This window comes from Heterorhizobium halophytocola (assembly GCF_017873095.1).
Taxonomy (GTDB): Bacteria; Pseudomonadota; Alphaproteobacteria; order Rhizobiales; family Rhizobiaceae; genus Allorhizobium; species Allorhizobium halophytocola.
The window spans coordinates 476,007-497,406 of sequence record NZ_JAGGJU010000002.1; the positions used below are offsets into that span (position 1 = coordinate 476,007).

The following is a 21,400-nucleotide window of genomic DNA, read 5'->3' on the forward strand; positions in this document are numbered from 1 at the left end:
GGTTACGCGGAGCCTTTCATCAGGGCCGTGACATGGCGTGCCCCGGTTTCGGCAAGTGCCCTTGCAAGCGTGGCGCCGCTGTCGGCCTCGCGCAGCAGATCCTGCCGCCGGTCCGGCGGCAGAAGCGCCAGCATCTCCTCGGCCTCGGCCAGAATGGCCGTCTGGAAACTGGTCTCGCCTTCGATCGCCTGCATCAGCGCCTGCAATTCGCCGACGGCAGAAGGCGTATCCGCTCCGCCCGGCGCAAGATCGATGTCGAAGCGCACCTTCTCGATCCAGAGCCGCCCGGTCTCTTCTGCCAAGCCCGCCAAGGTCTCTTCCCAGACCTCGTGGTCGCGCAACAGTGTCCAGCCGATCGGCGAGCGGCCGGCCAATGTCACCCGCAGGATCGCGTGGTCGGATTGCAGCCGCTCGGCCTCGTCCCGTAGGCTCTGGCGCAGGATCCGCCGCAAGGCATCGCCGTCGGCCGCCTGGGAAGTGTCGATCTCAAGCGCGCGGAATTCCACATGCGAGGTGACGATCTCGGAGACCGAGATCGTCCCGTCTTCGATCGTCAGCAGCGTCGCCGTCTTGGTGTCTGCCTCGCCGATATCGCGCCCCTGCGGAATCCCGGGCATGACGATCCAGGGTTTGTCGCCATGGACCTGCCGCTTGTGGACATGCCCGAGCGCCCAGTAGTCGAAGCCCATGCCGGCAAGCTCGCTGACGGAACAGGGCGCATAGGTGTCGTGGCCGCTGGCGCCGGCCAGCGACGAGTGCAGCATGGCGATGTTGACGGCGCCAGCGACCGGCGCACCGAATTTCGGCAGCAGGCTGTCCGGCGCATGCCGGCCGGAAAAACTGATGCCATGGACGAAGACATCCGAATTGCCGATCTGCACCTTGCCGCCGCGCCCGTCGAAGACATGCACGTGATCGGGCAGCGTGACCTCGCCGGTCACCGGGTTTTCGGCATCGTGATTGCCCTTGATGTAGAACACCTGGATGCCGGCCGGACGCAGCCGTTCCAGCTGGCCGATCAGGAAGGCGGCGGTCTTGGCGCTGCGCTCCTGCCCGTCGAACAGGTCGCCGGCGATCAGCACGGCCGCGACATTCTCAGACAGCGCCGCGTCGACGATCCGCGTCAGCGCGATGCGCGAGGCCGCCTGCACCGTGTCTCGCAGCGCCGCATTGCGCAGGGCCAGCGAGCGCAGCGGCGAATCGAGATGGATGTCTGCGGTGTGAAGAAGCTTCATGGGCATGTTCTATAAAGGGTTTGGCGGGCTTGAGAAACCGCCGAACGGGCTTTGCGCGGCTGAGATCACCGGAATTGTCGATCGCGCCGATCCCACCGGCCTTCAGCCGATCCTCTCGCTTGGTCGATAGCAGACGAATTGTTTTAGAAACGAATCCGCGGGTCATGCGTTCATGGCAACGGGGAGGTCAGCGTCAAACAGGAACTGCCGCCGTGGATATGAAAACCGGAAAACAGGAACGTCCCCTCAACCCGCAAGAGGACGAGCGCGAGCACGAAGACCGGGTCGAGGAGACCCCGCCCGAAGCTGCGACGGCCGACAGCAGCGCCGATGGGAACGATGCCGACCAGGCAGACGACGGGGATGGCGACGACAAGGCCGCTGCGCCGAAAAAGCCGATCTGGAAAAGGCCTGTATTCCTGATCTTCGTTGCCGTGGTGATCCTCGCGTTGATCGCCGGCGGCATCTATTACTGGATCAATGTCGCGCCTTACGAAACCACCGACGACGCCTTCATCGACGCCAACACGATCCAGATCTCGCCGCAGACTTCCGGCCAGATCGTCGCGGTCGGTGTCGGCAATAACACCCATGTCAATCGCGGCCAGTTGCTGGTCTCGATCGATCCGGCCCCCGCCAAGGCAAACCTCGCATCCGCCAAGGCGCAGCTCGCCCAGGCCCGCGCGGAACTGCAGCAGGCCAAGGCCAGCGCCGAACAGGCCCGCCAGCAGGAAGCGCAGTCGCAGGCGCAACTCGATGCGCTGAAGGTCGAGGCCGAGAACGCCAACGAGAATTTCAAGCGCAATCAGAGCCTGTTCAAGGACAATTCCGGCTCGATCTCGGAAAAGGTGGTCGATGATTCCGAAGCCGCCTACAAGCAGGCGCAGGCGCAGGCCGAAGCCGGCCGCCAGGAAGTCGCAACCGCCAAGGCCAGCATCGGCGTTGCCGACGCCAAGGTGACGGCAGCAGAAGCTGCGGTGCAGGCAGCGCAAGCCTCTGTCGATACCGCCCAGATCGATGTCGACCACACGACCATCACGGCCCAGCAGTCGGGCCAGATCGTGCAGAACAGCCTCGGCGTCGGCGCCTTTGCCAGCCAAGGCAATCCGCTGATGGTGCTGGTGCCGGACGATATCTTCGTCACCGCTAATTACAAGGAAACCCAGCTTGCCGACATCCGCGTGGGCCAGGCCGTGGATGTGGCGGTAGACGCCTATCCCGACGTCGATTTCAAGGGGAAGGTGATCTCCGTCCAGCAGGGCGCCGGCCAGGCCTTCCAGCTGCTGCCGGCGGAAAATGCGACGGGTAACTTCGTCAAGGTCGTGCAGCGCGTGCCGGTGCGGATCTCGATCGAAAATCCCGATCCGAAGCGCTATCTGCTCGGCCCCGGCATGTCGGTCGTCTCGAGCATCCGGGTCGACTGAGATGGCGCAGCAGAAAGCGGCAGGCGGCTGGACGGATGCCCGTTCGGCCGCGGGCAATCGCAGCCCGTGGCTGATGACCTTCATCATCTCGATCGCCACCTTCATGGAGATCCTCGACACCTCGATTGCCAATGTGTCGCTGTCCAACATCGCCGGCAATCTTGGCGTGTCGGAGAACCAGGCGACCTGGATGGTGACCAGCTATCTCGTGGCGAACGCGATCGTCATTCCGATCAGCGGCTTCCTGTCGCGGGCAATCGGCCGCAAGCGCTATTTCCTGTTTTCGATCTTTCTGTTCACCGCCTCGTCCTTTGCCTGCGCGCTGTCGCCCAATCTGGGTTTCCTGATTCTGGCGCGCGTGCTGCAGGGGATCGGGGGCGGCGGGCTGGCACCCGTCGAACAATCGATGCTGACCGACAGTTTCCCGCCGGAAAAGCGCGGCCAGGCCTTCGCCGCCTTCGGTCTTGTCGTCGTCGTCGCGCCGATCATCGGCCCGACCATCGGCGGCTACATCACCGACACCATCTCCTGGCACTGGATCTTTCTGATCAACCTGCCGGTCGGCATTCTGGCCATCTTCCTGGTGCAACTGCTGGTCAAGGAGCCGGATGTCCTGGTGCGCGAGCGCGCCGCGCGGCTGAAAAAAGGACTGAAGGTCGATTATGTCGGCTTCATCCTCGCAGCCGTCGGGCTTGCCGGCCTGCTGATCATGCTCGACAGAGGGCAGACCGAGGGCTGGTTCGACTCGACGCTGATCCGCTGGATGACGGCGATGGCGGTGCTGGGGCTCGGTGGCATGACCATCTGGGAGCTGAACCATGACGACCCGATCGTGCCGCTGAAACTGCTGAAGAATCGCAATCTGGCGATCTCTACCGTCATGATGCTGCTGCTCGGCGTTCTCGTCTTCGGCACGATCCAGATCATCCCGCAGATGCTGCAGCAGGTCTTCGGCTATACCGCCTACAATGCGGGCCTGGTGCTGACCTATGGCGGGGCGATCGCGCTTTTGATGATGCCGCTGTCGGGGGCGATAACCGGCAAGGTCGATCCGCGGCTGCTCCTGATCCCGGCCTTCGCCATGCAGGCCGTCGCCTTCTGGTCGTTTTCCGGTTTCAACCTGAACAGCACCTTTGCCGATGCCGCCTGGGGCCGCTTCTTCATGTCGATCGCGCTGCCGTTCCTGTTCATCCCGATCACCACGGTCGCCTATGTCGGCCTGCCGCCGGATGAAAGCGACAAGGCCTCGGCCATGCTGAACTTCTTCCGCAATCTCGGCGGCGCCTTCGGCATTTCGCTGACCCAGACGCTGCTCGCGCGCCGCGACCAGTTCCACCAGAGCCGGATGACGGAGACGGTCAACGAGCTCAACCCCTATTTCCAGCATACGCTCGGCCAGATGACGGCGGAACTCGGCTCGAAGACCAAGGCGCTCGGTGCGCTCTACAGCCAGATCCAGGGACAGGCGATGATGCTTGCCTATATCGACGTCTTCCGCGTGCTGATGTGGAGCGTGGCGATCGTCATCCCCTTCATCCTGCTGCTGCGCACGCGGGGCGGCAAGGCCGCCTAGTCAGTGCCGTGTCTGTGCTCAGCCGATCCGGGCCCACTCGATGGCCTCGAGCACATAGGGCGCAAAAAGGAAGTCGCGGATTGCCGCGATCCGGTCTCCGCGCCAGTCGATCAGGACGAAATGGGCAGGCTTGGTGCTGTCGGCCTGCCGGTCGAAGACCAGCATGACGGGATGCCCCTCGATGGCCCCGAGGGTGAAGCGCCAGTTCCGCGCCTGCGCATAGCGGGTGAAATAGGGACCGATGCCGTCGCGGCCCTCCAGCTTCAGCCGGTTGACCAGCTTCAGCCGGTTGACCAGCTCCAGCCGGACCTCGTCGGCGAGCATGGCGCGGATCGCGTCGAAATCGCCGGCACGAAACAAGTCGACGAAGGTCGCCATCTTCCGGCGATGCTCCTCCGGCATCAGCGGCAACCGTATATCGTCCGGCATCTCGGCGAGCCGGCGCAGGGTGGCACGTCCTCGCTGCAGTGCCGATTTGGCCGCAGCCGGGCTGCAGGACGCGATCTGTGCGATGTCCTCGACCGAATGGCCGAGGACATCCTTCAGGATAACCGCGCAGCGCTGCAGTTCCGGCAGTTGCAGAAAGGCATGGAAGCTGACCGACGCGATATCCGACGGCGGGAGCGCGACCATGCCGATGCTCTCGTCGAGCGGGACGACAGTGCGGCGTGCCCTGCTGCGCAGGAAATCGAGGCTGGAATTGTGGGCGATGCGAAACAACCAGCCCTCGACATTGTCGACAACCATGCCGTTCCGCGAGGCGTCGAGCGCCTTGACCAGCGTATCCTGCAGGACATCCTCGCCATCGATTGCCGAACCTGTCATGCGCGCGCAGTAGCGATGCAGGCGCGGGCGCAGTTCCTGCAGGATGTCCTCGATCTGCCGCTCTGCCATCGGTCTCCCCGTCTCTCCCCTATGACGTTCAGGATACTGCCATCTGCGGTTCCCGTGTCAGTACGACATGGCCCGTCACGGAACTGAATTCTGCAAGCTCACGGATCTTTGGGAAATAGGCCATCATGCGCGGATCACGGCGCATGGCATCGACGGCTTCGGCTGTCTCCCATTCCGAATAGATCACGACGCTTGCGCCGTCTTGGGCCGCTATCAGCCGGCTGGTCCTCCAGCCGTCCAGCGTGCAGATCACGCCGTCGATATTTCGCTGCAGTAGGGCGATCAGCCGTTCCTGGTTCTCCGGTTCGACTTTCAGAAGATTGACCAGTGTTATCGGTTCATGCGGCATGGTGCGGTTCCTTTCTTCAGGCGGGAATGCACCAAGGACGAGCGAGGCCGGTCAAACGGATCGGAGGCCAGCAAAAAAATTGGAAATCCGCCGGCGGCGCTTCAGTATTGTTCCAGTTCGCCGCCGTCCGCCTGGGCGAGCGTCAGCGGATAGCGCTCGGGGTGATGGACGAGCGCCGTCATGTTGACCGGGCGGTTGCGGTCGTCGAAGGCGATCTGGTCGACGGTGAGCACGGCGGAGGGCAGATCGAGCCCGAGCATTTCGGCTTCGTCGGCCGTTGCCAGCCGGGCGCTCAACGTCGTCTGGCCCCTGACGGGCCGGATATGGTGGCGGTCCTTCAGTTCGGCATAGAGCGAGCGGTTGCCGCCCGACCAGTCGAGGTCGGCAAGGCCCGGCACCTGGGCGGCGGGCAGCCAGTCGGTCTGGATCACCACCGGCACATTGTCGAGCAGGCGCAGCCTTGCCAGCACCAGAACTTCGGCCCCCGACGGCAGGAATAGCGGGCGGCTGACCTCGAGCGGCGCGCGGATCACCTGCGCCTCGAGGAGCCGGTTGCCGGGCACCCGGCCATTGGCAAGCGCCGTGCTGGTGAAGCTCTTCAAGACCTGCAGCTCGAAGCCGCCGACATGTTCGGCGACGTAGAGGCCCTTGCCGGGCTGGCTGTGCACGATGCCCTGGCTGATCAGCTCGCGGACGGCGTGTCGGATGGTGATGCGGCTGACATTGAACAGGTCGACCAGTTCGCGCTCCGAGGGAAGCTTGCCTCTGAGCGGCAACTTGCCATTGCGGATGGCGGTCAGCAGGGCGTCATGAACCTGGCGATGAAGCGGCCTCGCATCGTCGCGATCGATCGTCGATCCCCACCTGTCGGCGTCGATGCCGGAGCGGCTGTCGCTGTTCAGATCCTGTCCCTTCCCAAGTCTTAAGCCTCTCGTCCTTTAGACCAGTGTCGGCGCAAAACAAGTGAAAGTCCATATTGACATGACTGGATATAACCAGACCTAATGGGCGCCAAGGAGACGAAGAGCTCCGTGACCGCATTCATCGTCAGCCAACAGGGAACAGTTCCAGATGAAGAAAACCATTGCAGCCGCGGCCTTCATGGCCGCCTTGTGGGCAACCGGCGCGCATGCCGAGACCATCAATGTCTTCTGCGCCCCGACCGAATATGATTTCTGCACGAAGATTGCCGGCGAGTGGAAGGACAAGACCGGCAACGAAGCCAAGATCAACAAGATGCCGGCGCTGCTGGACGATGCGATCCCGCTCTACCAGCAGCTGCTCGCGGCCAAGTCGACCGACATGGACGTGCTGTTCCTCGACGTGATCTGGCTCGGCATGTTCAAGAACAACATGCTGGATCTCTCCAAGCTGATCCCGAAGGAAGAGCAGGACGCGCAGTTCGAATCGACGCTGGGCGCCGCGAGGCTCGATGGCGCGCTGGTGGCCATGCCGGCTTACATGGATGTCGGCCTGATGTTCTATCGCAAGGATCTGCTGGAGAAATACGGCAAGACGCCACCCAAGACCTGGGACGACATGGCAGCGACCGCCAAGGACATCCAGGACAAGGAGCGCGAGGCCGGCAACAAGGACATGTGGGGCTATGTCTGGCAGGCCAAGAGCTATGAAGGGCTCACCTGCGACGCGATCGAACTGATTGCCTCGAACGGCGGCGGCACCATCATCTCCGACGACGGCAAGGTGACGATCGATAACCCGCAGGCTGCCGAAGCGATCGACAAGGCCAAGGGCTGGATCGGCACGATCTCGCCGCAGGGCGTACTGAACTACGACGAGGAAGCGTCGCGCGCGATCTTCGAAAACGGCAATTCCGTCTTCCACCGCAACTGGCCCTATGTCTGGGGCACTTCGCACGAGGACGCCAGCAAGATCGTCGACAAGGTCGGCGTCATGCCGCTCCCGGTCGGCAAGGAAGGCGAGAAATCCTCCGGTTGCCTCGGTCCGATGTATTTCGGCGTCTCGAAATATTCCTCCCACCCGGATGCCTCGGCCGATTTCGTCGGCTTCATCACCGGCAAGGACGCCCAGAAGGACCGGGCGGTCGAATATGCCGTCAACCCCTCGGTGCCCGCTCTCTATGAAGACCCGGACGTGCTGAAGAAGATCCCCTTCCTGAAGGACAACCGCCAGGCCTTCGCCGATGCGGCCGTCCGTCCGTCCGGCTATACCGGCACCAGCTACAACCGCGTGTCGCAGGCCTTCTACCGCTCCGTCCATGGCATGCTGTCGGGTGACACTAAGGTCGAACCCGGCCTGAAGCAACTGTCGAAGCGGCTGGAAAAGCTCAAGGAGAGCCGCTGACTTCAAGGCGGCTGCGGGGGGCCGGAAGTCTCCGCAGCCGGTTCTGACGTTTTGAACGGTCCGCGCGGGAAAAACCGAACGCTTTCGCGTGGATGGCATCGCCTTCAGCTCAGGCAGCACTCAGGTACCCCATGGCATCAGTTTCCCTGAATTCGGTTTCGAAGAGCTTCGGAACCCATCCGGTCATCCACGGCGTCGATCTCGCCATCGAGGACGGGGAGTTCGTCGTCTTCGTCGGCCCGTCCGGCTGCGGCAAGTCCACGCTTCTGCGCATCGTCGCGGGTCTCGTGTCTCCGTCGAAAGGCGGTGTCTCGATCGGTGGCGACGACGTGACCGATGTTCCCGCATCCAAGCGCGGGGTCGCCTTCGTTTTCCAGTCCTATGCGCTCTATCCGCATATGACGGTGGCCCGCAACATAGGCTTCGCCCTGGAAACCCTGGGCCTGAGGCGTACCGCGATCGCCGACAAGGTGAAAAGCGTGGCGTCCATGCTCAAGGTCGACCATCTGCTCGATCGCCGGCCGCGGGAACTGTCGGGAGGCCAGCGGCAACGCGTGGCGATCGGCCGCGCGTTGGTGCGGCAACCCGAAATCTTCCTGTTCGACGAGCCGCTGTCCAATCTCGATTCCGACCTGCGCATGGAAATGCGCATGGAGATCGCGCGCCTGCATGACGAGCTGAAGACGACGATGATCTACGTCACCCACGACCAGTCCGAGGCTATGACGCTGGCGGACCGCATCGTGGTACTGAACGGTGGCCGCATCGAACAGGTCGGCACGCCGCAGATGCTTTACCGCGAACCGGTGAACCGTTTCGTTGCCGGCTTCATCGGCTCGCCGCGTATGAACTTCCTGCCGGTCAGGGCGACAGGGGGGACGATCTCCGGCCCGGGCGGGCTTTCGCTTGCGATCGGTCAGCCCGATAGCGTCGCAAACGCGGCCTCGATCGGCATCCGGCCGGAGGCGCTGTCGCTGGGGCCAGCCGGGGAGGGACAGCTGGACGGCGTCCTCGAACGGGTCGAGGATCTCGGCCACGAACATTTCGCCTATTGCCGGCTGGGTGACGATCAGCTCTGGGTCGTCCGCATCGCCCAGGCGCCCGGCCGGGAGCTTGTCGGCGCGCCGGTCGGTCTGCGTTTCGATGCCGCCGACGTCTATCTTTTCGACAAGGATGAACGGCGCTTGACCCTGCCCGCCCGGGATGGCCTGACCGCAGGGGTGGCGCGATGAGTGCAAGGCTTGCCCGCCGCGACCATTTTGCCGCCTGGATGTTTTTGATCCCGGTGATCCTGGTCATGCTTCTGGTCGCCGCCTGGCCGCTCGGTCGCACTTTCTTCTTCTCGCTGACCGATGCCTATCTCGACGATCCGACCAATTATTCCATGGTCGGCTTCGACAATTTCCTTGAGGTCTGGAACGATCCGACCTGGTGGCATGCGGTACGAAACACCGCCGTCTTCGCGATCGTCTCGGTGGCGATCGAGACGGCGCTGGGTCTTGCGATCGCGCTGCTGATCAACGAGGCGATCCCCGGCCGCGGCCTGGTGCGCGCCGCGATCCTTATTCCCTGGTCCATCCCGGTCGTCGTCGCCGCCAAGATCTGGGAATGGATGCTGAACGACCAGTTCGGGGTGATCAACAAGATCCTCGAAAGCCTCGGCTTCATCGACCGCGGCATTGCCTGGACCGCAGACGGCACGCTGCTGATGGGGTCGCTGATCGTCGCCGACGTGTGGATGACCACGCCTTTCATGGTGCTGCTGATTCTGGCCGGACTGCAGATGATCTCATCGGAGCTGATGGAAGCGGCCGAAGTCGACGGCATTCCGGCCTGGAAGCGGTTCTGGTCGATCACCCTGCCGATGCTGCGCCCGGCGATCGGCGTCGCGGTGCTGTTTCGCATGCTGGACGCCATCCGGATGTTCGATCTGGCCTATGTGGTGGCCGGCAGCAACGAGAACGTCATGACCGTCTCGATCTATGCACGCGACCGTCTGGTAAGCTTTCAGGAGCTCGGTGCGGGGTCGGCGGCCTCCACCTGGGTCTTCTTCCTCGTCGCGCTGGTCGCAATCTTGATCATCGGGTTTCTGCGACTCGACCGGGCAGCGGGGCATTGATCATGGCCGACCTTGTCTTCGAAAAACAGCATGTGCGCCGCTCCGGCAGCTATTACCGCACCCGACGCCAGATCCTCAAAGCATGCAAGCTCTTCGCGCTGGCGCTGGTGCTGCTCTACACCTTGTTTCCCTATTACTGGGCGATCGTGTCCTCCACCAAGCAGGGCAACGAACTCTATGACAGCGCCCTCGTGCCGGCCCTGAACTTCCACTATTATCTGCAGTTGCTCGACAATCCGGTCTTCATGCACTCGCTGCTGAACTCGGCCTATGTCGCGGTCAGCTCGACATTCCTGTCGCTGGTGATCGGGCTTACGGCCGCCTATGCGCTCGGCCGCATCGACTTTCCGCAGAAGCGGCTGATGCTGATGATCGTGCTGATGATCTCGATCTTCCCGCAGGTGGTCGTTCTTTCCGGCATGTTCGAGCTGATCAACTGGCTTGGCCTGTTCAACCGCCCGAGCGGCCTGATCCTCACCTATCTCCTGTCGACGGTGCCGTTTACCACCTGGATACTGACGACCTTCATCCGCGAATTTCCGCGTGAGCTGGAGGAGGCGGCGATCATCGACGGCTGTTCGCATTTCCGCATCCTGACGAGGATCTTCCTGCCGCTGATGGGGCCGTCGCTGGCGTCTACCGGCATTCTCGCCTTCATCCTGGCGTGGAACGAATTCCTCTTCGCGCTGACCTTCACGCTGACCGACGAGAACCGCACGGTGCCGGTCGCCATCGGCTTGATTGCCGGCGACAGCCGCTACGAATATCCCTTCGGCCAGATCATGGCCGCATCCGTTGCCGTGACACTGCCGCTGATCGTGCTGGTGCTGATCTTCCAGCGCCGCATCGTTGCCGGGCTGACGGCCGGCGCAGTCAAGGGTTGAAATTTCATAAGGACCGATATCATGGACATGCTCGTCAAACTCTACGAACTCCAGGGCGATCATGCGCTCGGCCGGCGCATGCGCGACCAAAACGTCACCATCCGCCGCCTCCTGCCGCCTGAAATGAAGCTTCTGACCGACTGGATCGAGCCGCGCTTCGGCCATGGCTGGGTCGGCGAGGCGACGGTGGCGGCCATGCGCCAGCCGCCCACCTGCTTCATAGCCGTGAAGGATGAGGCGCTGGTCGGTTTTGCCTGTCACGAGGCGACGATGAAGGGCTTTTTCGGCCCGACCGGGGTCGACAGCGCCATGCGCGGCAAGGGCATCGGCCACGCGCTGCTTCTGGCAACCCTGCTCGACATGAAGGCGCTCGGCTACGGCTACGGCATCATCGGCGGAGCCGGACCGATGGATTTCTACAAGAAGAGTGTCGGCGCGATCCCGATCGAGGGCTCGGTGCCCGGCATCTACAAGGGCATGCTGCGCATGCCGCGTCCAGATGAAGAGGAAGAAGAGGCCGCGACGAAGGCCTGAAGGCTTGTTCGGTAGAGCTCAGGCGCTTTTGATCGTCTGGCGATGCGCGTGCAGAAAGCTCAGCGCGTCTTCGGCCGGCATTGCCTTGCCGAACAGATAGCCCTGGCCGACATCGCAGCCCTGCTTGAGGAAATAGCCGAGCTGGGTGTGCTCTTCGATGCCCTCGACGGTGGTCTTCAGGTTGAGGCTCTTCGACAGGCCGAGCATGGCCTGGACGATCTTTTCCTGACGCTCGTCGTCGGCGAAGGTGGCAACGAAGCTCTTGTCGATCTTGACCTTGTCGAACTTGTAGCGGGCGAGCTGCGACAGGCTCGAATACCCCGTACCGAAATCATCGAGGGCGATCTGGATGCCGGCATCGTGCAGGCTCTGGATCACCTCGGCGGCCAGTTCCGGATCCTGCATCAGTGCATTTTCGGTGATCTCGACCTCAAGGCGATGAGGGGCGAGATTATTGGCCGACAGCACGTCAAGAATGCGCGAGGCCAGCAGCCGGTCTTCCATCTGCACGGGCGAGACGTTGAAGGAAAGCCCGATGTCTTCCGGCCAGCCGCAAGCGTCGCGGGCCGCCTGGGCCAGCAGCTGCTGGAACAGCCGGGTGACGAGGCCGGTCTCTTCGGCCACCGTGATGAAGACCTGGGGCGAGATGGCGTGTCCCTCGTCGTCGGTCCAGCGGGCAAGCGCCTCGAAACCGCAGACTGCGCCGGATTTCAGGTCGATCAGCGGCTGGTAGAAGGGACGGATATCGCCGCTTTCGATCGCCTTGCGCAGTTTGCCCTCCAGCTGCGCGCGCTTGGCCACCCGATGCTGCATCTCGTCGCTGAACAGGAAGGCGCGGTTCGGTCCGCGTGACTTCGCCTCGTAAAGCGCGACGTCGGACTTGTGCGACACCTCCTCCAGCGTGGCGCCCTGCATCGGCCAGCGGGCATAGCCGATGCTGGCGCCGACTTCCGTCGCGAGATCGCCGACCGGGATCGGCCGGGTAATCAGCTGGATCAGCAGCTGCGCATATTTTTCCTCGCGCTCGACCGGCAGGTTGCGGGCAATGACGATGAATTCGTCGCCGCCGAAGCGGAAGACATTCGGGGTCGCGGCGAACTGGCAGAGCCGTTTTGCCACCTCGCTCAGCAGCAGGTCGCCGCCATGATGGCCGACAAGGTCATTGACCTTCTTGAAGCCGTCGAGGTCGATCGAGAAGATGGTGACGGTCGGCGCCGAGATCTGCACGCCGTTGGTGTCCATGTCGCCGAAAAAACTGCGCAGGTCGACGCGCTCGAAGGCATAGCGGTTGGGAAGCCGGGTCAACTGGTCATGGGTGGCGATCCAGTCGGCCTTGTGCTCGGCGGCACGGCGCTGGACCATTTCCTTGCGCAGGTCGAAGATCCGCAGCATCGAATAGATGAAGCTGATGCCGCCGCCGACGGTCAGCGTCAGCAGGAAGACATCGATATTCGGGCCGCTGAGCTGTCGCACACCGGCAAAAAGGTCGGCATGAAAGATCACGCCCGGCAGCCAGATCGCAATCGCGATGCCTGCGAGGGCTAAGAATTGGCGACCGGCCCGGCTTGCAATGAATTCGTACATCTCACGTCGATTTCCTCATCCCGCCAGCATAGTTGTCGAAAAGTCTAAATTTTCTGTTGTCAGCGAAGGGTCAGAATTTCGCGTGGGCGTTGCAGAGGGCGGGTTTATTCACGCGGGGCCCCAGGAAACGCGCAGAGCCATGCAAAAAGGCGGCTCTTGCATCGAAGAGAGCCGCCCCGGACGGGCTCACAGAGCCAGTCTTTTACTTCGCCGGCGCCCGTTATTCCTGACCGGTCTTGATGTCGATGGCGTCGAAACGTACCTCGACGGTCTTTGCGTAGCGCTTGCCGTTGACCTCGTCATGGCGCATGAAGGTCGGTGGCTTGATCTTGATGTCGAGCCTGTATTTGCCGTCACCCGGCACCTTGATATTGCAGCCATAGTGATAGAGCCCGGGGTGCCAGACGAAGGGCACCTCGAACGGACCGACCGGCTTGCCGTCCTCCGGCGTCAGCGTCGCCTCGATGGCGAGATAGGGAATGAAACGCTCGTCGCCGGCATCGCTGACGGAAACCTCCAGGTGGCAGTTCTCGTCGGTCGGCGCATCCCAGACCAGTTCGCCTTCGGATTTCAGCATATACATGCCTTCGGCTCGTTCCTGCGCATAGGCAACGATATAGTCGCCGGCCCGCTTCATGCCGCCGCTGTCGGCGACCTCCTCGGCCATGTATTTGAGCGAGGCATGATAGGCAGCGCCTTCTTTTTTCGCCATGGCGATCTGGTGGCGGTCGGCTTCGTCACTCGGCTTTTCAGGGGGCTTTCGCATGGATGTCGTACTCCTGGACTGGACCGCCTGATGGCAGCGGCAATGGCGCGTTTTCGGCAACGAGACCTATGTTGCCGTCCAGGGGAGAATGCCTTGGGGTCGGGAGTGGTTCCTGCCGGAAGGCGGAGATGGTCGGCCGAGAGGATGAAGCGCCGGCCTCTACCGCTTTACCCCGGCATAGCGCAGCGCGATGAAGGCCATCAGGCAGGCGACGGCAAAGGCGTTGATCTCGAAGAGGCTTGCAAGCTCGTCAGCGTTCCAGACATGCAGTGGGGTCCCAAGGCCGCCGCGCACTGCCAGATAGGCGAGGAAGATCAGGATGGCGGATGCGCGTTGCCACCATTTCTCGGTCCAGCGGAAGCCAAGTGCGGCAAGCATTGCGCAGGCCGCGAGGAACAGTGCCGTGCCGGAGGCAGCGCCGAACAGTTTGGTTTCGAACAGCGTATCGAGGGTGCCGATCAGCGGCAGCGCCAGCCGGGCGGCGAAGGGAAAGCGCCGTGCAAGAAGCGCAATGGCGGCAAACAGCGGCATTGTCAGCATGGTTGCCAGCGAGGCCACGGTGCCGGACCCGACCAGCCACCAGACATAGAGGGGATAGAGCGGCTTGTTGGCCGCCACAACCCAGCAGACGGTAACGGTTGCCTGCGTCAGAGGATCGAGGGGAGGGCGCGGCGCGCTGGACCGGAAGGTGAAAAAGGGAAAGCGGGGCGCCGTTTGTCTGCCGGACGATCCGCTTGCGCCGACCGGCTTTAAAGGGGCAGGCCGCTCGTTGAAGGCTGGCGATGTGTCCGCGGGGTGCATGACCACGCTCCTTTTTCGAGTTGAGGGCCTCTTGGCTATTGTAAAGCTTTACGCCGCGGCAGGGAGGATGGATCGGTCTGCAAGATTAAAATCGCAGGCGAACATAAAACCTTTTCCGCGTCAGGCGCGTACTCAAGGGCAGACAGCGCTCCGGTGACGGTTCGGACAGGCCCGTGCGGCAAGGCTTGGGGCCATGTCCGGCCGCCACGCCGGAAGTTCGCCCGAAGAACATGCAAAGGACGTCATGCCGCAATTTGTCCCCCGACCCTTGATCCGATACCGCCGCAGCCCCGGCCGCAACCTCGCCGCGACGCTGCTGCTTGTCGGATTGTCGCTGGCAGCCTTTGCAGGCGCCGGCCGTGCCGACGCCGCGTCGCCGGATGGCGAGCGCATCGATGTCGGCGACATCACGCTGAACAGCGTGCTTCTGGAGCCCGCCGGCAAGCCGCAACTGCCTCCGGTCGTCTTCCTGCATGGTGCCAGCACGAGCCTTCTCGATCCGATGTTCTCGTTCCGCCAGGCGCTCGAGGGCAAGGCACGGCTGCTGTTCGTCGACCGCCCCGGTCACGGGAAATCGGGTGCCGGTCCAGCCAAATACATCCTGCCGGACGCGCAGGCCGATGCGATCGCACTGCTGATGGAAAGGCGCGGGATCACCAGAGCGATCATCGTCGGTCATTCCTTCGGCGGCGCGATCACGGCGGAACTTGCCGTGCGCCATCCCGACAAGGTCGCCGGTCTGGTCTTCCTGTCGCCGGCCGTCTATCCGTGGAAGGGCGGGGTGGACTGGTACTACAATGCGGCGAGCGTACCGATCGCCGGCTGGATCTTTTCGACGCTGATTGCCCCGCCGATCGGCTTCTTCGCCCTCGATACGGCGGCAAAGGCGGTGTTTGCCCCCAATACCATGCCCGCCGACTACGTTCAAAAGACCAAGGCATCGCAGGCGCTGAACCCGGTATCCTTCCATCGCAATGCCGAAGAGATCGCCGCACTGAATGACTGGGCAAAGACCGCTTCACCGCTCTACCGGAATATTCGTGCGCCAACCGTGGTGATCACCGGCGATACCGACGATATCGTCTCGCCGCAGATCCATTCGGAGCAGCTCGCCCGCGACATCCCGGGGGCCAGCCTGTTCGTTGTCCACAATCTCGGCCACAAGTCGGACTATGTCGCCCGCGATCTGGCCGTGGCCGCCATCGAGACGGTGGCGGGCAAGCATCCCGATCTGGATGCCATCCGCAGGGCCGTCGAGGAAAGGATTGCCGGCGATGGAAAGCCCTGAGCGCGGCCGCGGGCGCCTGCGTCGCGCATTGATCCTGTTCTACGCGACGGCCGGCGTGCTGCATCTGACCTTGCCGGTGCCATTCCTGTCGATCACCCCGCACTGGGTACCATGGCCGGCCGAGGTGATCATGCTGACCGGCCTTGCCGAGCTTTTCGGCGCGCTGGGCCTTTCCACGCCGGCGCTGCGCCGCGCGGCGGGCATCGGGCTGGCGCTGTACGCGATCTGCGTCTACCCCGCCAATATCAAGCAGGCGATCGATGCGCTGGGAACCGGCCATGGAACCGCGTTGCAATGGGCCTATCATCTCCTGCGCCTGCCGCTGCAGCCGCTGATCGTCTGGGCCGCGCTGTTTGCCGGCGGTACCGTCACCTGGCCGTGCCGGCAGAAGACGTCGCCTCTGACTGTGGATGACACCGGACCGGAGCCGGTGGTCGGGCGCGCGTTGCCACGCTGACCGCGATCGGCGGTTGCCGAGGGAACCAAGCGAGCGGCCTGCCGTTGTCAGTGCTCACAATGTGTGAGGAGAAAGACATGGCCTACGAATATTCCCCTAAATCCGATGTCAAGGAAACCCACGACCTGATCGCCAGCGACAAGGTCGAGGGCACCAAGGTCTATGGCAGCGACGGCGAACATATCGGTTCGATCGAGCGCCTGATCGTCGAAAAGCGCAGCGGCCGCGTGTCCTATGCGGTGATGAGCTTCGGCGGCTTCCTCGGTATCGGTCACGACCACTATCCGCTGCCCTGGGCCAAGCTCAGCTATGACGAGAACCTCGGCGGCTACCGCACCGACGTGACCAAGGAACAGGTCGAAGGCGCCCCGAAATACGACGGTGACGATTATGACTGGACGCCGGAGACCGGCCGCAAGGTCTACGATTACTACGGCGTCTCACCTTACTGGATGTAAGCGTCCAACTCGAAAAACAGGCCCCGGATCGGGGCCTGTTTTCGTTTGAGCGTCTTTTCGGGCGCCGGCGCTACTGCATCAGCAGATGTGGCAGGAACAGCGAGATTGCCGGCACATAGGTGACGATCACCAGCGCCACCAGATTGGCGATGATGAACGGCCAGACGCCGGAGATGATCGTTGTCACCGGTTTGCCGAGCGTCGAGGACGCGACGAAGATATCCAGCCCGAAGGGCGGGGTGATCATGCCGAGACTGATGTTCAGGGTGACGATCATGCCGAGATGCACCGGGTCGATGCCGAGCGCCTGGGCGGCCGGAAAGAGCGGCGGAATGAGGATCAGCAGGGCCGAGTTCGGATCGATGAACATGCCGGCGATCAGGAAGACGATATTGACGACGATCAGGAAGGTGACCGGTCCGGCGTCGATCTCGTGCAGCAGGCCGGTGATCGCCACCGGCACCTGGGCAAGCGTGATGAAATAGGCAAGCACGCTGCCGACCCCCAGCAGGATGAAGATGATCGAGGTGGAGATGGCCGCGCGCTCGGTGATCGTCACCAGCTTTGCCAGCGTCAGCGTGCGATAGAACAGGGCCTCGACGACGATGGCATAGATGACGCTGACGGCGGCCGCCTCCGTCGGGGTGAAGAAGCCGGAATAGATGCCGCCGAGAATGATGACCGGCATGCCGAGGGCGCCGATCGCCCGCTTGAGGGCGGTGCAGCGGTCGCGCCAGGTAATGCCGATATCGCCCTTGACGCCCGAGCGTCGGGCCTCGATGGCAACAAGGACGGCAAAGGTCAACGCCAGCACGACGCCGACGCTGATGCCGCCGATGAACAGGCTCGACACCGAGGTTCCGGTCATCCAGCCATAGACGATGAAGGTGATGGAGGGCGGAATGAGAAGCGCCGTCTCGGCGCTGGAGACGATCAGGCCGAGGGAGAATTTCTCGCTGAAACCGGCCTTGCGCATTTCCGGATAGACCATGCCGCCCATGGCCGCCACCGTTGCCGGCGCCGAGCCGGAGACGGAGCCGAAGGCCATGGCGCCGCCGATAGCGGAATAGCCGAAGCCGCCGCGCATGCCGCCGAACAGCGTGCGCACGAAACCCATCAGCCGGGCCGCGATCTGGCCGTCGCCCATCAGTTCGGCGGCCAGGATGAAGAAGGGGATGGCGAGCAGCGTCGAATGATCGACGCCGCCGACGATCCGCTGGATGATCAGCACGTCGGGCAATCGGCCGTAGAAGATTTCCTTGATTGCCAGCGCCGGCACGCCGAGCACGAGGAACATTTCGAAGCCGGCAACCAGCAGGACGACCGCGACAGCGGCAACCAGGATAAGCATGATCAGGCCGCCTCCGTCTCGATCGGGCCGGAGAAGCGGTCTATGCGTCCGGTGGCGCTCAACAGGAAGCGCAGCGCAAGCAGGCCGAAGCCGATGGTCGGCGCGGCATAGATCCAGGCGGTCGAGATGTTGAGCGACGGATTGGTCTGGTGCAGCCGCAGCACGAAGCGGCACATCTGCCAGCCGAGCCAGGTCAGATGCAGCGAGAACAGGAAGCCGGTGATGTTGATGATCAGCCTGAGCGGCAGGCGTGTTCTTGCCGCGATCCGGTCACGCCAGGTGTTGATCCCGACCTGCCGGCCCCTTTCCAGCGCAAGACCCGCCGTCAGGAACACCAAATAGAGATTGAGCACGCCGACGGCCGCATCGATCCAGGCAAAATCGGATGCCAGCGTGCCACCGAATTCGCGCAGCAGCACATTGGCAAAATAGAGCGCGACCATGGCGAGGAAGACCGACACGATGACGGTGCGCTCGATGACCCGGAGACCGTGGACGAATGACATGGCATGCCCTTGCGTGGGAAAGCGGGCGGTTGCTTGTGAGAAAATTCCCTCTCTGGCCTGCCGGCCATCTCCCCCACAAGGGGGGGAGAAGACCCGCGGAAACCGTTCATCTATGTCTGTGAACGGTGCGACCGGGTTAAGCCCTCCCCCTTGTGGGGAGGGTTGGGAGGGGCCTTCCTTCACATGCAGTTGCCCTACATCAGATGAGGAGCGCGCCGGCTGTCTGGCCTTCGCGCTCCGCGATATCGAAGGCAATCGCCTATTCGGCCATGACCTTCTTGTATTCGGTCTCATAGGTGTCGATCAGCGTCTGGCCGGCATCGCCGACCTTGGCGACATAGGCGTCGCGGGCGGCCGGGTACATCTTTTCGCGCAGGCTCGCCTTTTCCGCGTCGCTTGCGACCTTCACGTCCACGCCGTTTTCCTTGATCGTCTCAAGCGCTGCATCGACGGCCGCCGTCTTGTGCGCGATCATGTCGGGGATCACTTCCTCGAAGGCATCGGAAATGATCGTGCGATCCTTTTCCGGCAGGCTTTCCCAGAAGGCCGGGTTGAACAGGATCACGTCTTCCATGGCGCCGTGATTGGAGACCAGCAGGTGCTTCTGCACCTCGTAGAACTTCATGTTCTTGATCGTGTCGAGCGGGTTCTCCTCGCCATCGACGACGCCTGTTTGCAGCGAGGTGTAGAGTTCGCCGAAATCGATCGGGATCGCCGAGGCGCCGATCGACTTGAACTGCTCGATCAGGATGTTGGAATCCATCACCCGGAATTTCTGGCCGGCGAAGTCGTCGATGCTGGCGATCGGCTTGTTGGAGGTGAAGCTTTTCTGGCCGTTCGGCCAGAGGCCGAGACAGGTCACGCCGAAGGCGGAGAAGCTGTCGCAGACCGCCTGTCCGAAGGGACCGTTGGTCAGCTCGACCGACTTCTTCGGGTCGTCGGGCAGCAGATAGGGAATGTCGAGGATCGAGACCGCCGGATTGAACCCGCCGAGGAAGGCCGCCGGCGAGACGGTCGCCTCGAGCGTGCCGAGCTGCACGCCCTCGTTCATCTCGCGCTGGTTGCCGAGCTGTCCCTGCGGGTAAAGCTCGAACTCGACTTCGCCATTGGTCCGCTCCTTGACAAGAGCGGCCACCTTTTCGAGCATCTGGTTGCGGGTCTGCTGGGCCGATTCCAGATGGCCGATCTTGGCCACGAAGTCGGCGGCATGGGCGGTAATCGGCAGCATCGCGCCGACGACGGCCGTGATGAGGGTGCGGCGACGCAGCGCCGTTCGGATTGTCATGCTGGTTCCCCTGACTTTTCTGGAAGGTTTATCCGCCAAAATCTAGGGGACCGGCAAACGCCTCGTCAATCACTGTTGCGGCAGTGCGGCAGGATCACCGGCGTTATCCCGTCCTTTGTCCGCTCATTTTGCCTTCGGCGTCAGCTTCAGCAAGGCCCCCGGGCTGTCGTCCTCGATCAGCCAGACGGCGCCATCCGGGCCAACCGCGACGTCGCGGATGCGGGCTCCCATATCGAAGCGGTCGATTTCATCTGGCTGGCCGTCCGCGGCGAAGCCGACCTGGACCAGGGCGGTGGAGGCAAGGCCGCCGATCAGCGCCGTGCCCTTCCAGTCGGGAAACAGGTCGCCTTCGTAGAAGACAAGACCGGCCGGTGCGATCACCGGTGTCCAGTAGAGCGGCGGGGCTGCGAATTCGGGGCGGGTCGCGTGGTCCGGGATCGGCGAGCCATTGTAATTGATGCCGTTGGAGACCTCCGGCCAGCCGTAGTTCTTGCTCTGTTCGATCAGGTTGAACTCGTCGCCGCCCCTTGGCCCCATCTCATGTTCCCAGAGCCGGCCATCGGGTGCGAAGGCAAGGCCGTAGGGATTGCGGTGCCCCGTGGTCCAGGACATTGCCGGAACGCCGCCTTTGGCGGCATCCGGGTTGTCGTCGGGGACGCTGCCGTCGAGGTTCAGCCGCAGGATCTTGCCCGGCGTCTGGTCGGGGTCCTGCGCCTTTTGCGGCCGCATCCGGTCGCCGGAGGTCAGGAAAAGGTGCTTGCTGTCAGGCGAAAAGGCGATGATGCCGCCCGGTTGCCCGCCACCGCCTGGCGGCGTCTGGCGCCAGATCACCTCGAGATCGGAAAGCTCGGCCTTGCCCTCTGTCTCGGCAAGCGTCGCCCGCGCCAGTTCCAGAACGCTGCCGCCATCGGCCGGGGCAACATAGGTGATGTAGACAATGTGGTCCTCGGCAAAGCTCGGGGCCGGCGCGACATCCAGCAGCCCGTTCTGCCCGGAGGCTGCGACCTTCGGCACGCCGGCAATCTCGGTCTTTTTGCCAGCTTCTGTGACCACGAACATCTGGCCGGGCTTTTCCGTCACCAGCATCCGCCCATCCGGCAGAAAGGCGAGCGCCCATGGGGTATCGAACGCGGCGACCTTGTGGGCGCTGAAGGGCTTGTCGTCATCCGGCTGCCGCTCCCCCGCGTTGATCGGGTCTGCGGCAAGGGCGCGGGGCGGCGCGCCGATGACAAGCACTGCGGTCAGGGCGGTCGCTGCAACGAGCAGGCTAGCGGTGGTCTTTCGGCCGTTCATCTCATCCCTCGTCTCGTTTGTCGTTACCAGGGATAGGTAGGGCGGGTCCCTCTGCTTTTCTGCCCCTTTGCAGGACGGTCCGTGGTCAAATTCGCGTTAGATGGGAGAGGTGGACCGCCGCCAGCGCGCGCAATGAGGGGCGTAGGCGCGGCAAGGGACATCTTCAGACACGGCCCCTGTCGGTGTCTGATCTCGGGCAAAGGTTTGCCGCACGATTTCGCGAAGGCAGGATAGATGTCGTGGACGATCGATTGCGCGCGGCAACCGAGGCAAT

Annotated in this window: 22 protein-coding genes; 11 read left to right on the top strand and 11 right to left on the bottom strand. The window is 63.2% G+C overall.

Annotation, left to right across the window (positions count from 1 at the left end; genetic code table 11):
• Window positions 1–2 precede the first annotated feature (2 nt).
• The gene (locus J2Z17_RS05365) at window positions 3–1,235 is read right to left on the bottom strand and encodes a metallophosphoesterase family protein (protein WP_209942882.1); all 1,233 of its coding nucleotides are present in this window, start codon (window positions 1,233–1,235) and stop codon (window positions 3–5) included.
• Between J2Z17_RS05365 and J2Z17_RS25360 the strand changes: the two genes are divergently transcribed.
• From J2Z17_RS25360 to J2Z17_RS05375, 3 genes are all read left to right on the top strand, one after another.
• Window positions 1,234–1,365 carry a hypothetical protein gene (locus J2Z17_RS25360; protein ID WP_280923335.1) on the top strand — a complete coding sequence of 44 codons (132 nt, stop codon included), beginning with the start codon at window positions 1,234–1,236 and terminating at the stop codon, window positions 1,363–1,365. The two genes, J2Z17_RS05365 and J2Z17_RS25360, sit on opposite strands and share 2 nt — an antisense overlap.
• An 88-nt stretch (window positions 1,366–1,453) precedes the next feature.
• Window positions 1,454–2,659 carry an HlyD family secretion protein gene (locus tag J2Z17_RS05370; protein ID WP_245223897.1) on the top strand — a complete coding sequence of 402 codons (1,206 nt, stop codon included), beginning with the start codon at window positions 1,454–1,456 and terminating at the stop codon, window positions 2,657–2,659.
• Window position 2,660: 1 nt separating this feature from the next.
• Window positions 2,661–4,232 carry a DHA2 family efflux MFS transporter permease subunit gene (locus tag J2Z17_RS05375; RefSeq protein WP_209942884.1) on the top strand — a complete coding sequence of 524 codons (1,572 nt, stop codon included), beginning with the start codon at window positions 2,661–2,663 and terminating at the stop codon, window positions 4,230–4,232.
• Window positions 4,233–4,250: 18 nt separating this feature from the next.
• On the opposite strand, the gene J2Z17_RS05380 is transcribed toward J2Z17_RS05375, so the two are convergent.
• The 3 genes from J2Z17_RS05380 to J2Z17_RS05390 form a co-directional block, all read right to left on the bottom strand.
• Entirely contained in the window at window positions 4,251–5,126 is an 876-nt protein-coding gene (locus J2Z17_RS05380; RefSeq protein ID WP_209942886.1) for a sigma-70 family RNA polymerase sigma factor, read from the bottom strand.
• 28 nt (window positions 5,127–5,154) lie between these two features.
• Window positions 5,155–5,475, bottom strand: coding sequence for a putative quinol monooxygenase (locus J2Z17_RS05385; protein ID WP_209942889.1), 321 nt, complete (start codon window positions 5,473–5,475; stop codon window positions 5,155–5,157).
• A gap of 101 nt (window positions 5,476–5,576) precedes the next feature.
• Entirely contained in the window at window positions 5,577–6,353 is a 777-nt protein-coding gene (locus tag J2Z17_RS05390) for a GntR family transcriptional regulator (RefSeq protein ID WP_209943000.1), read from the bottom strand.
• Between the two features lie 193 nt (window positions 6,354–6,546).
• Here J2Z17_RS05390 and J2Z17_RS05395 point away from each other — a divergent pair, with 193 nt between their 5' ends.
• The 5 genes from J2Z17_RS05395 (at window position 6,547) to J2Z17_RS05415 (ending at window position 11,337) form a co-directional block, all read left to right on the top strand.
• Window positions 6,547–7,800: an ABC transporter substrate-binding protein gene (locus J2Z17_RS05395; RefSeq protein WP_209942891.1), complete on the top strand. Its 1,254-nt coding sequence runs from the start codon at window positions 6,547–6,549 to the stop codon at window positions 7,798–7,800.
• Window positions 7,801–7,931: 131 nt separating this feature from the next.
• The gene (locus J2Z17_RS05400; RefSeq protein WP_209942893.1) at window positions 7,932–9,032 is read left to right on the top strand and encodes an ABC transporter ATP-binding protein; all 1,101 of its coding nucleotides are present in this window, start codon (window positions 7,932–7,934) and stop codon (window positions 9,030–9,032) included.
• Entirely contained in the window at window positions 9,029–9,919 is an 891-nt protein-coding gene (locus J2Z17_RS05405) for a carbohydrate ABC transporter permease (RefSeq protein WP_209942896.1), read from the top strand. The genes J2Z17_RS05400 and J2Z17_RS05405 overlap by 4 nt, the downstream gene beginning before the upstream one ends.
• Window positions 9,920–9,921: 2 nt before the next feature.
• Window positions 9,922–10,803, top strand: a complete 882-nt coding sequence (locus J2Z17_RS05410) for a carbohydrate ABC transporter permease (RefSeq protein WP_209942898.1) — start codon at window positions 9,922–9,924, stop codon at window positions 10,801–10,803.
• A gap of 21 nt (window positions 10,804–10,824) precedes the next feature.
• Complete coding sequence (locus J2Z17_RS05415; protein ID WP_209942900.1) at window positions 10,825–11,337, top strand: GNAT family N-acetyltransferase; 513 nt, start codon at window positions 10,825–10,827, stop codon at window positions 11,335–11,337.
• A gap of 18 nt (window positions 11,338–11,355) precedes the next feature.
• On the opposite strand, the gene J2Z17_RS05420 is transcribed toward J2Z17_RS05415, so the two are convergent.
• The 3 genes from J2Z17_RS05420 to J2Z17_RS05430 all read right to left on the bottom strand — a co-directional run bounded on the left by J2Z17_RS05420 (window position 11,356) and on the right by J2Z17_RS05430 (window position 14,488).
• Entirely contained in the window at window positions 11,356–12,921 is a 1,566-nt protein-coding gene (locus J2Z17_RS05420) for a putative bifunctional diguanylate cyclase/phosphodiesterase (protein ID WP_209942902.1), read from the bottom strand.
• 220 nt (window positions 12,922–13,141) lie between these two features.
• Window positions 13,142–13,687 (bottom strand): iron transporter, encoded by a 546-nt coding sequence (locus J2Z17_RS05425; RefSeq protein ID WP_209942904.1) that lies wholly within the window; start codon window positions 13,685–13,687, stop codon window positions 13,142–13,144.
• 159 nt (window positions 13,688–13,846) lie between these two features.
• Complete coding sequence (locus J2Z17_RS05430; RefSeq protein WP_245223879.1) at window positions 13,847–14,488, bottom strand: hypothetical protein; 642 nt, start codon at window positions 14,486–14,488, stop codon at window positions 13,847–13,849.
• A gap of 244 nt (window positions 14,489–14,732) precedes the next feature.
• Here J2Z17_RS05430 and J2Z17_RS05435 point away from each other — a divergent pair, with 244 nt between their 5' ends.
• The 3 genes from J2Z17_RS05435 to J2Z17_RS05445 all read left to right on the top strand — a co-directional run bounded on the left by J2Z17_RS05435 (window position 14,733) and on the right by J2Z17_RS05445 (window position 16,691).
• Window positions 14,733–15,776, top strand: coding sequence for an alpha/beta fold hydrolase (locus J2Z17_RS05435; protein ID WP_209942906.1), 1,044 nt, complete (start codon window positions 14,733–14,735; stop codon window positions 15,774–15,776).
• Window positions 15,763–16,233 carry a DoxX family protein gene (locus J2Z17_RS05440; RefSeq protein WP_209942908.1) on the top strand — a complete coding sequence of 157 codons (471 nt, stop codon included), beginning with the start codon at window positions 15,763–15,765 and terminating at the stop codon, window positions 16,231–16,233. Before J2Z17_RS05435 ends, J2Z17_RS05440 begins: the two co-directional genes overlap by 14 nt.
• 77 nt (window positions 16,234–16,310) lie before the next feature.
• On the top strand, window positions 16,311–16,691 hold the full coding sequence (locus tag J2Z17_RS05445) for a PRC-barrel domain-containing protein (protein ID WP_209942910.1): 381 nt from the start codon (window positions 16,311–16,313) through the stop codon (window positions 16,689–16,691).
• A 70-nt stretch (window positions 16,692–16,761) separates the two neighbouring features.
• Here J2Z17_RS05445 and J2Z17_RS05450 read toward each other — a convergent pair whose 3' ends face one another.
• The 4 genes from J2Z17_RS05450 to J2Z17_RS05465 form a co-directional block, all read right to left on the bottom strand.
• Window positions 16,762–18,042 carry a TRAP transporter large permease gene (locus J2Z17_RS05450; protein WP_209942912.1) on the bottom strand — a complete coding sequence of 427 codons (1,281 nt, stop codon included), beginning with the start codon at window positions 18,040–18,042 and terminating at the stop codon, window positions 16,762–16,764.
• A gap of 2 nt (window positions 18,043–18,044) precedes the next feature.
• Window positions 18,045–18,548 carry a TRAP transporter small permease gene (locus tag J2Z17_RS05455; RefSeq protein WP_209942914.1) on the bottom strand — a complete coding sequence of 168 codons (504 nt, stop codon included), beginning with the start codon at window positions 18,546–18,548 and terminating at the stop codon, window positions 18,045–18,047.
• A 259-nt stretch (window positions 18,549–18,807) separates the two neighbouring features.
• Entirely contained in the window at window positions 18,808–19,833 is a 1,026-nt protein-coding gene (locus tag J2Z17_RS05460) for a TRAP transporter substrate-binding protein (RefSeq protein WP_209942916.1), read from the bottom strand.
• Window positions 19,834–19,956: 123 nt separating this feature from the next.
• Entirely contained in the window at window positions 19,957–21,126 is a 1,170-nt protein-coding gene (locus J2Z17_RS05465; RefSeq protein WP_209942918.1) for a PQQ-dependent sugar dehydrogenase, read from the bottom strand.
• Window positions 21,127–21,400: the final 274 nt, after the last annotated feature.

Excerpts from the sequence above, each read along its gene's own strand:
- J2Z17_RS05430 (WP_245223879.1), bottom strand. The coding sequence starts at position 14,488 with ATGCACCCCGCGGACACATCGCCAGCCTTCAACGAGCGGCCTGCCCCT.
- J2Z17_RS25360 (WP_280923335.1), top strand. The coding sequence starts at position 1,234 with ATGGGCATGTTCTATAAAGGGTTTGGCGGGCTTGAGAAACCGCCGAAC.
- J2Z17_RS05465 (WP_209942918.1), bottom strand. The coding sequence starts at position 21,126 with ATGAACGGCCGAAAGACCACCGCTAGCCTGCTCGTTGCAGCGACCGCC.
- J2Z17_RS05445 (WP_209942910.1), top strand. The coding sequence starts at position 16,311 with ATGGCCTACGAATATTCCCCTAAATCCGATGTCAAGGAAACCCACGAC.
- J2Z17_RS05425 (WP_209942904.1), bottom strand. The coding sequence starts at position 13,687 with ATGCGAAAGCCCCCTGAAAAGCCGAGTGACGAAGCCGACCGCCACCAG.
- J2Z17_RS05370 (WP_245223897.1), top strand. The coding sequence starts at position 1,454 with ATGAAAACCGGAAAACAGGAACGTCCCCTCAACCCGCAAGAGGACGAG.
- J2Z17_RS05455 (WP_209942914.1), bottom strand. The coding sequence starts at position 18,548 with ATGTCATTCGTCCACGGTCTCCGGGTCATCGAGCGCACCGTCATCGTG.
- J2Z17_RS05415 (WP_209942900.1), top strand. The coding sequence starts at position 10,825 with ATGGACATGCTCGTCAAACTCTACGAACTCCAGGGCGATCATGCGCTC.
- J2Z17_RS05395 (WP_209942891.1), top strand. The coding sequence starts at position 6,547 with ATGAAGAAAACCATTGCAGCCGCGGCCTTCATGGCCGCCTTGTGGGCA.
- J2Z17_RS05460 (WP_209942916.1), bottom strand. The coding sequence starts at position 19,833 with ATGACAATCCGAACGGCGCTGCGTCGCCGCACCCTCATCACGGCCGTC.
- J2Z17_RS05435 (WP_209942906.1), top strand. The coding sequence starts at position 14,733 with ATGCCGCAATTTGTCCCCCGACCCTTGATCCGATACCGCCGCAGCCCC.
- J2Z17_RS05400 (WP_209942893.1), top strand. The coding sequence starts at position 7,932 with ATGGCATCAGTTTCCCTGAATTCGGTTTCGAAGAGCTTCGGAACCCAT.
- J2Z17_RS05440 (WP_209942908.1), top strand. The coding sequence starts at position 15,763 with ATGGAAAGCCCTGAGCGCGGCCGCGGGCGCCTGCGTCGCGCATTGATC.
- J2Z17_RS05385 (WP_209942889.1), bottom strand. The coding sequence starts at position 5,475 with ATGCCGCATGAACCGATAACACTGGTCAATCTTCTGAAAGTCGAACCG.
- J2Z17_RS05450 (WP_209942912.1), bottom strand. The coding sequence starts at position 18,042 with ATGCTTATCCTGGTTGCCGCTGTCGCGGTCGTCCTGCTGGTTGCCGGC.
- J2Z17_RS05365 (WP_209942882.1), bottom strand. The coding sequence starts at position 1,235 with ATGAAGCTTCTTCACACCGCAGACATCCATCTCGATTCGCCGCTGCGC.
- J2Z17_RS05410 (WP_209942898.1), top strand. The coding sequence starts at position 9,922 with ATGGCCGACCTTGTCTTCGAAAAACAGCATGTGCGCCGCTCCGGCAGC.
- J2Z17_RS05380 (WP_209942886.1), bottom strand. The coding sequence starts at position 5,126 with ATGGCAGAGCGGCAGATCGAGGACATCCTGCAGGAACTGCGCCCGCGC.
- J2Z17_RS05405 (WP_209942896.1), top strand. The coding sequence starts at position 9,029 with ATGAGTGCAAGGCTTGCCCGCCGCGACCATTTTGCCGCCTGGATGTTT.
- J2Z17_RS05420 (WP_209942902.1), bottom strand. The coding sequence starts at position 12,921 with ATGTACGAATTCATTGCAAGCCGGGCCGGTCGCCAATTCTTAGCCCTC.
- J2Z17_RS05375 (WP_209942884.1), top strand. The coding sequence starts at position 2,661 with ATGGCGCAGCAGAAAGCGGCAGGCGGCTGGACGGATGCCCGTTCGGCC.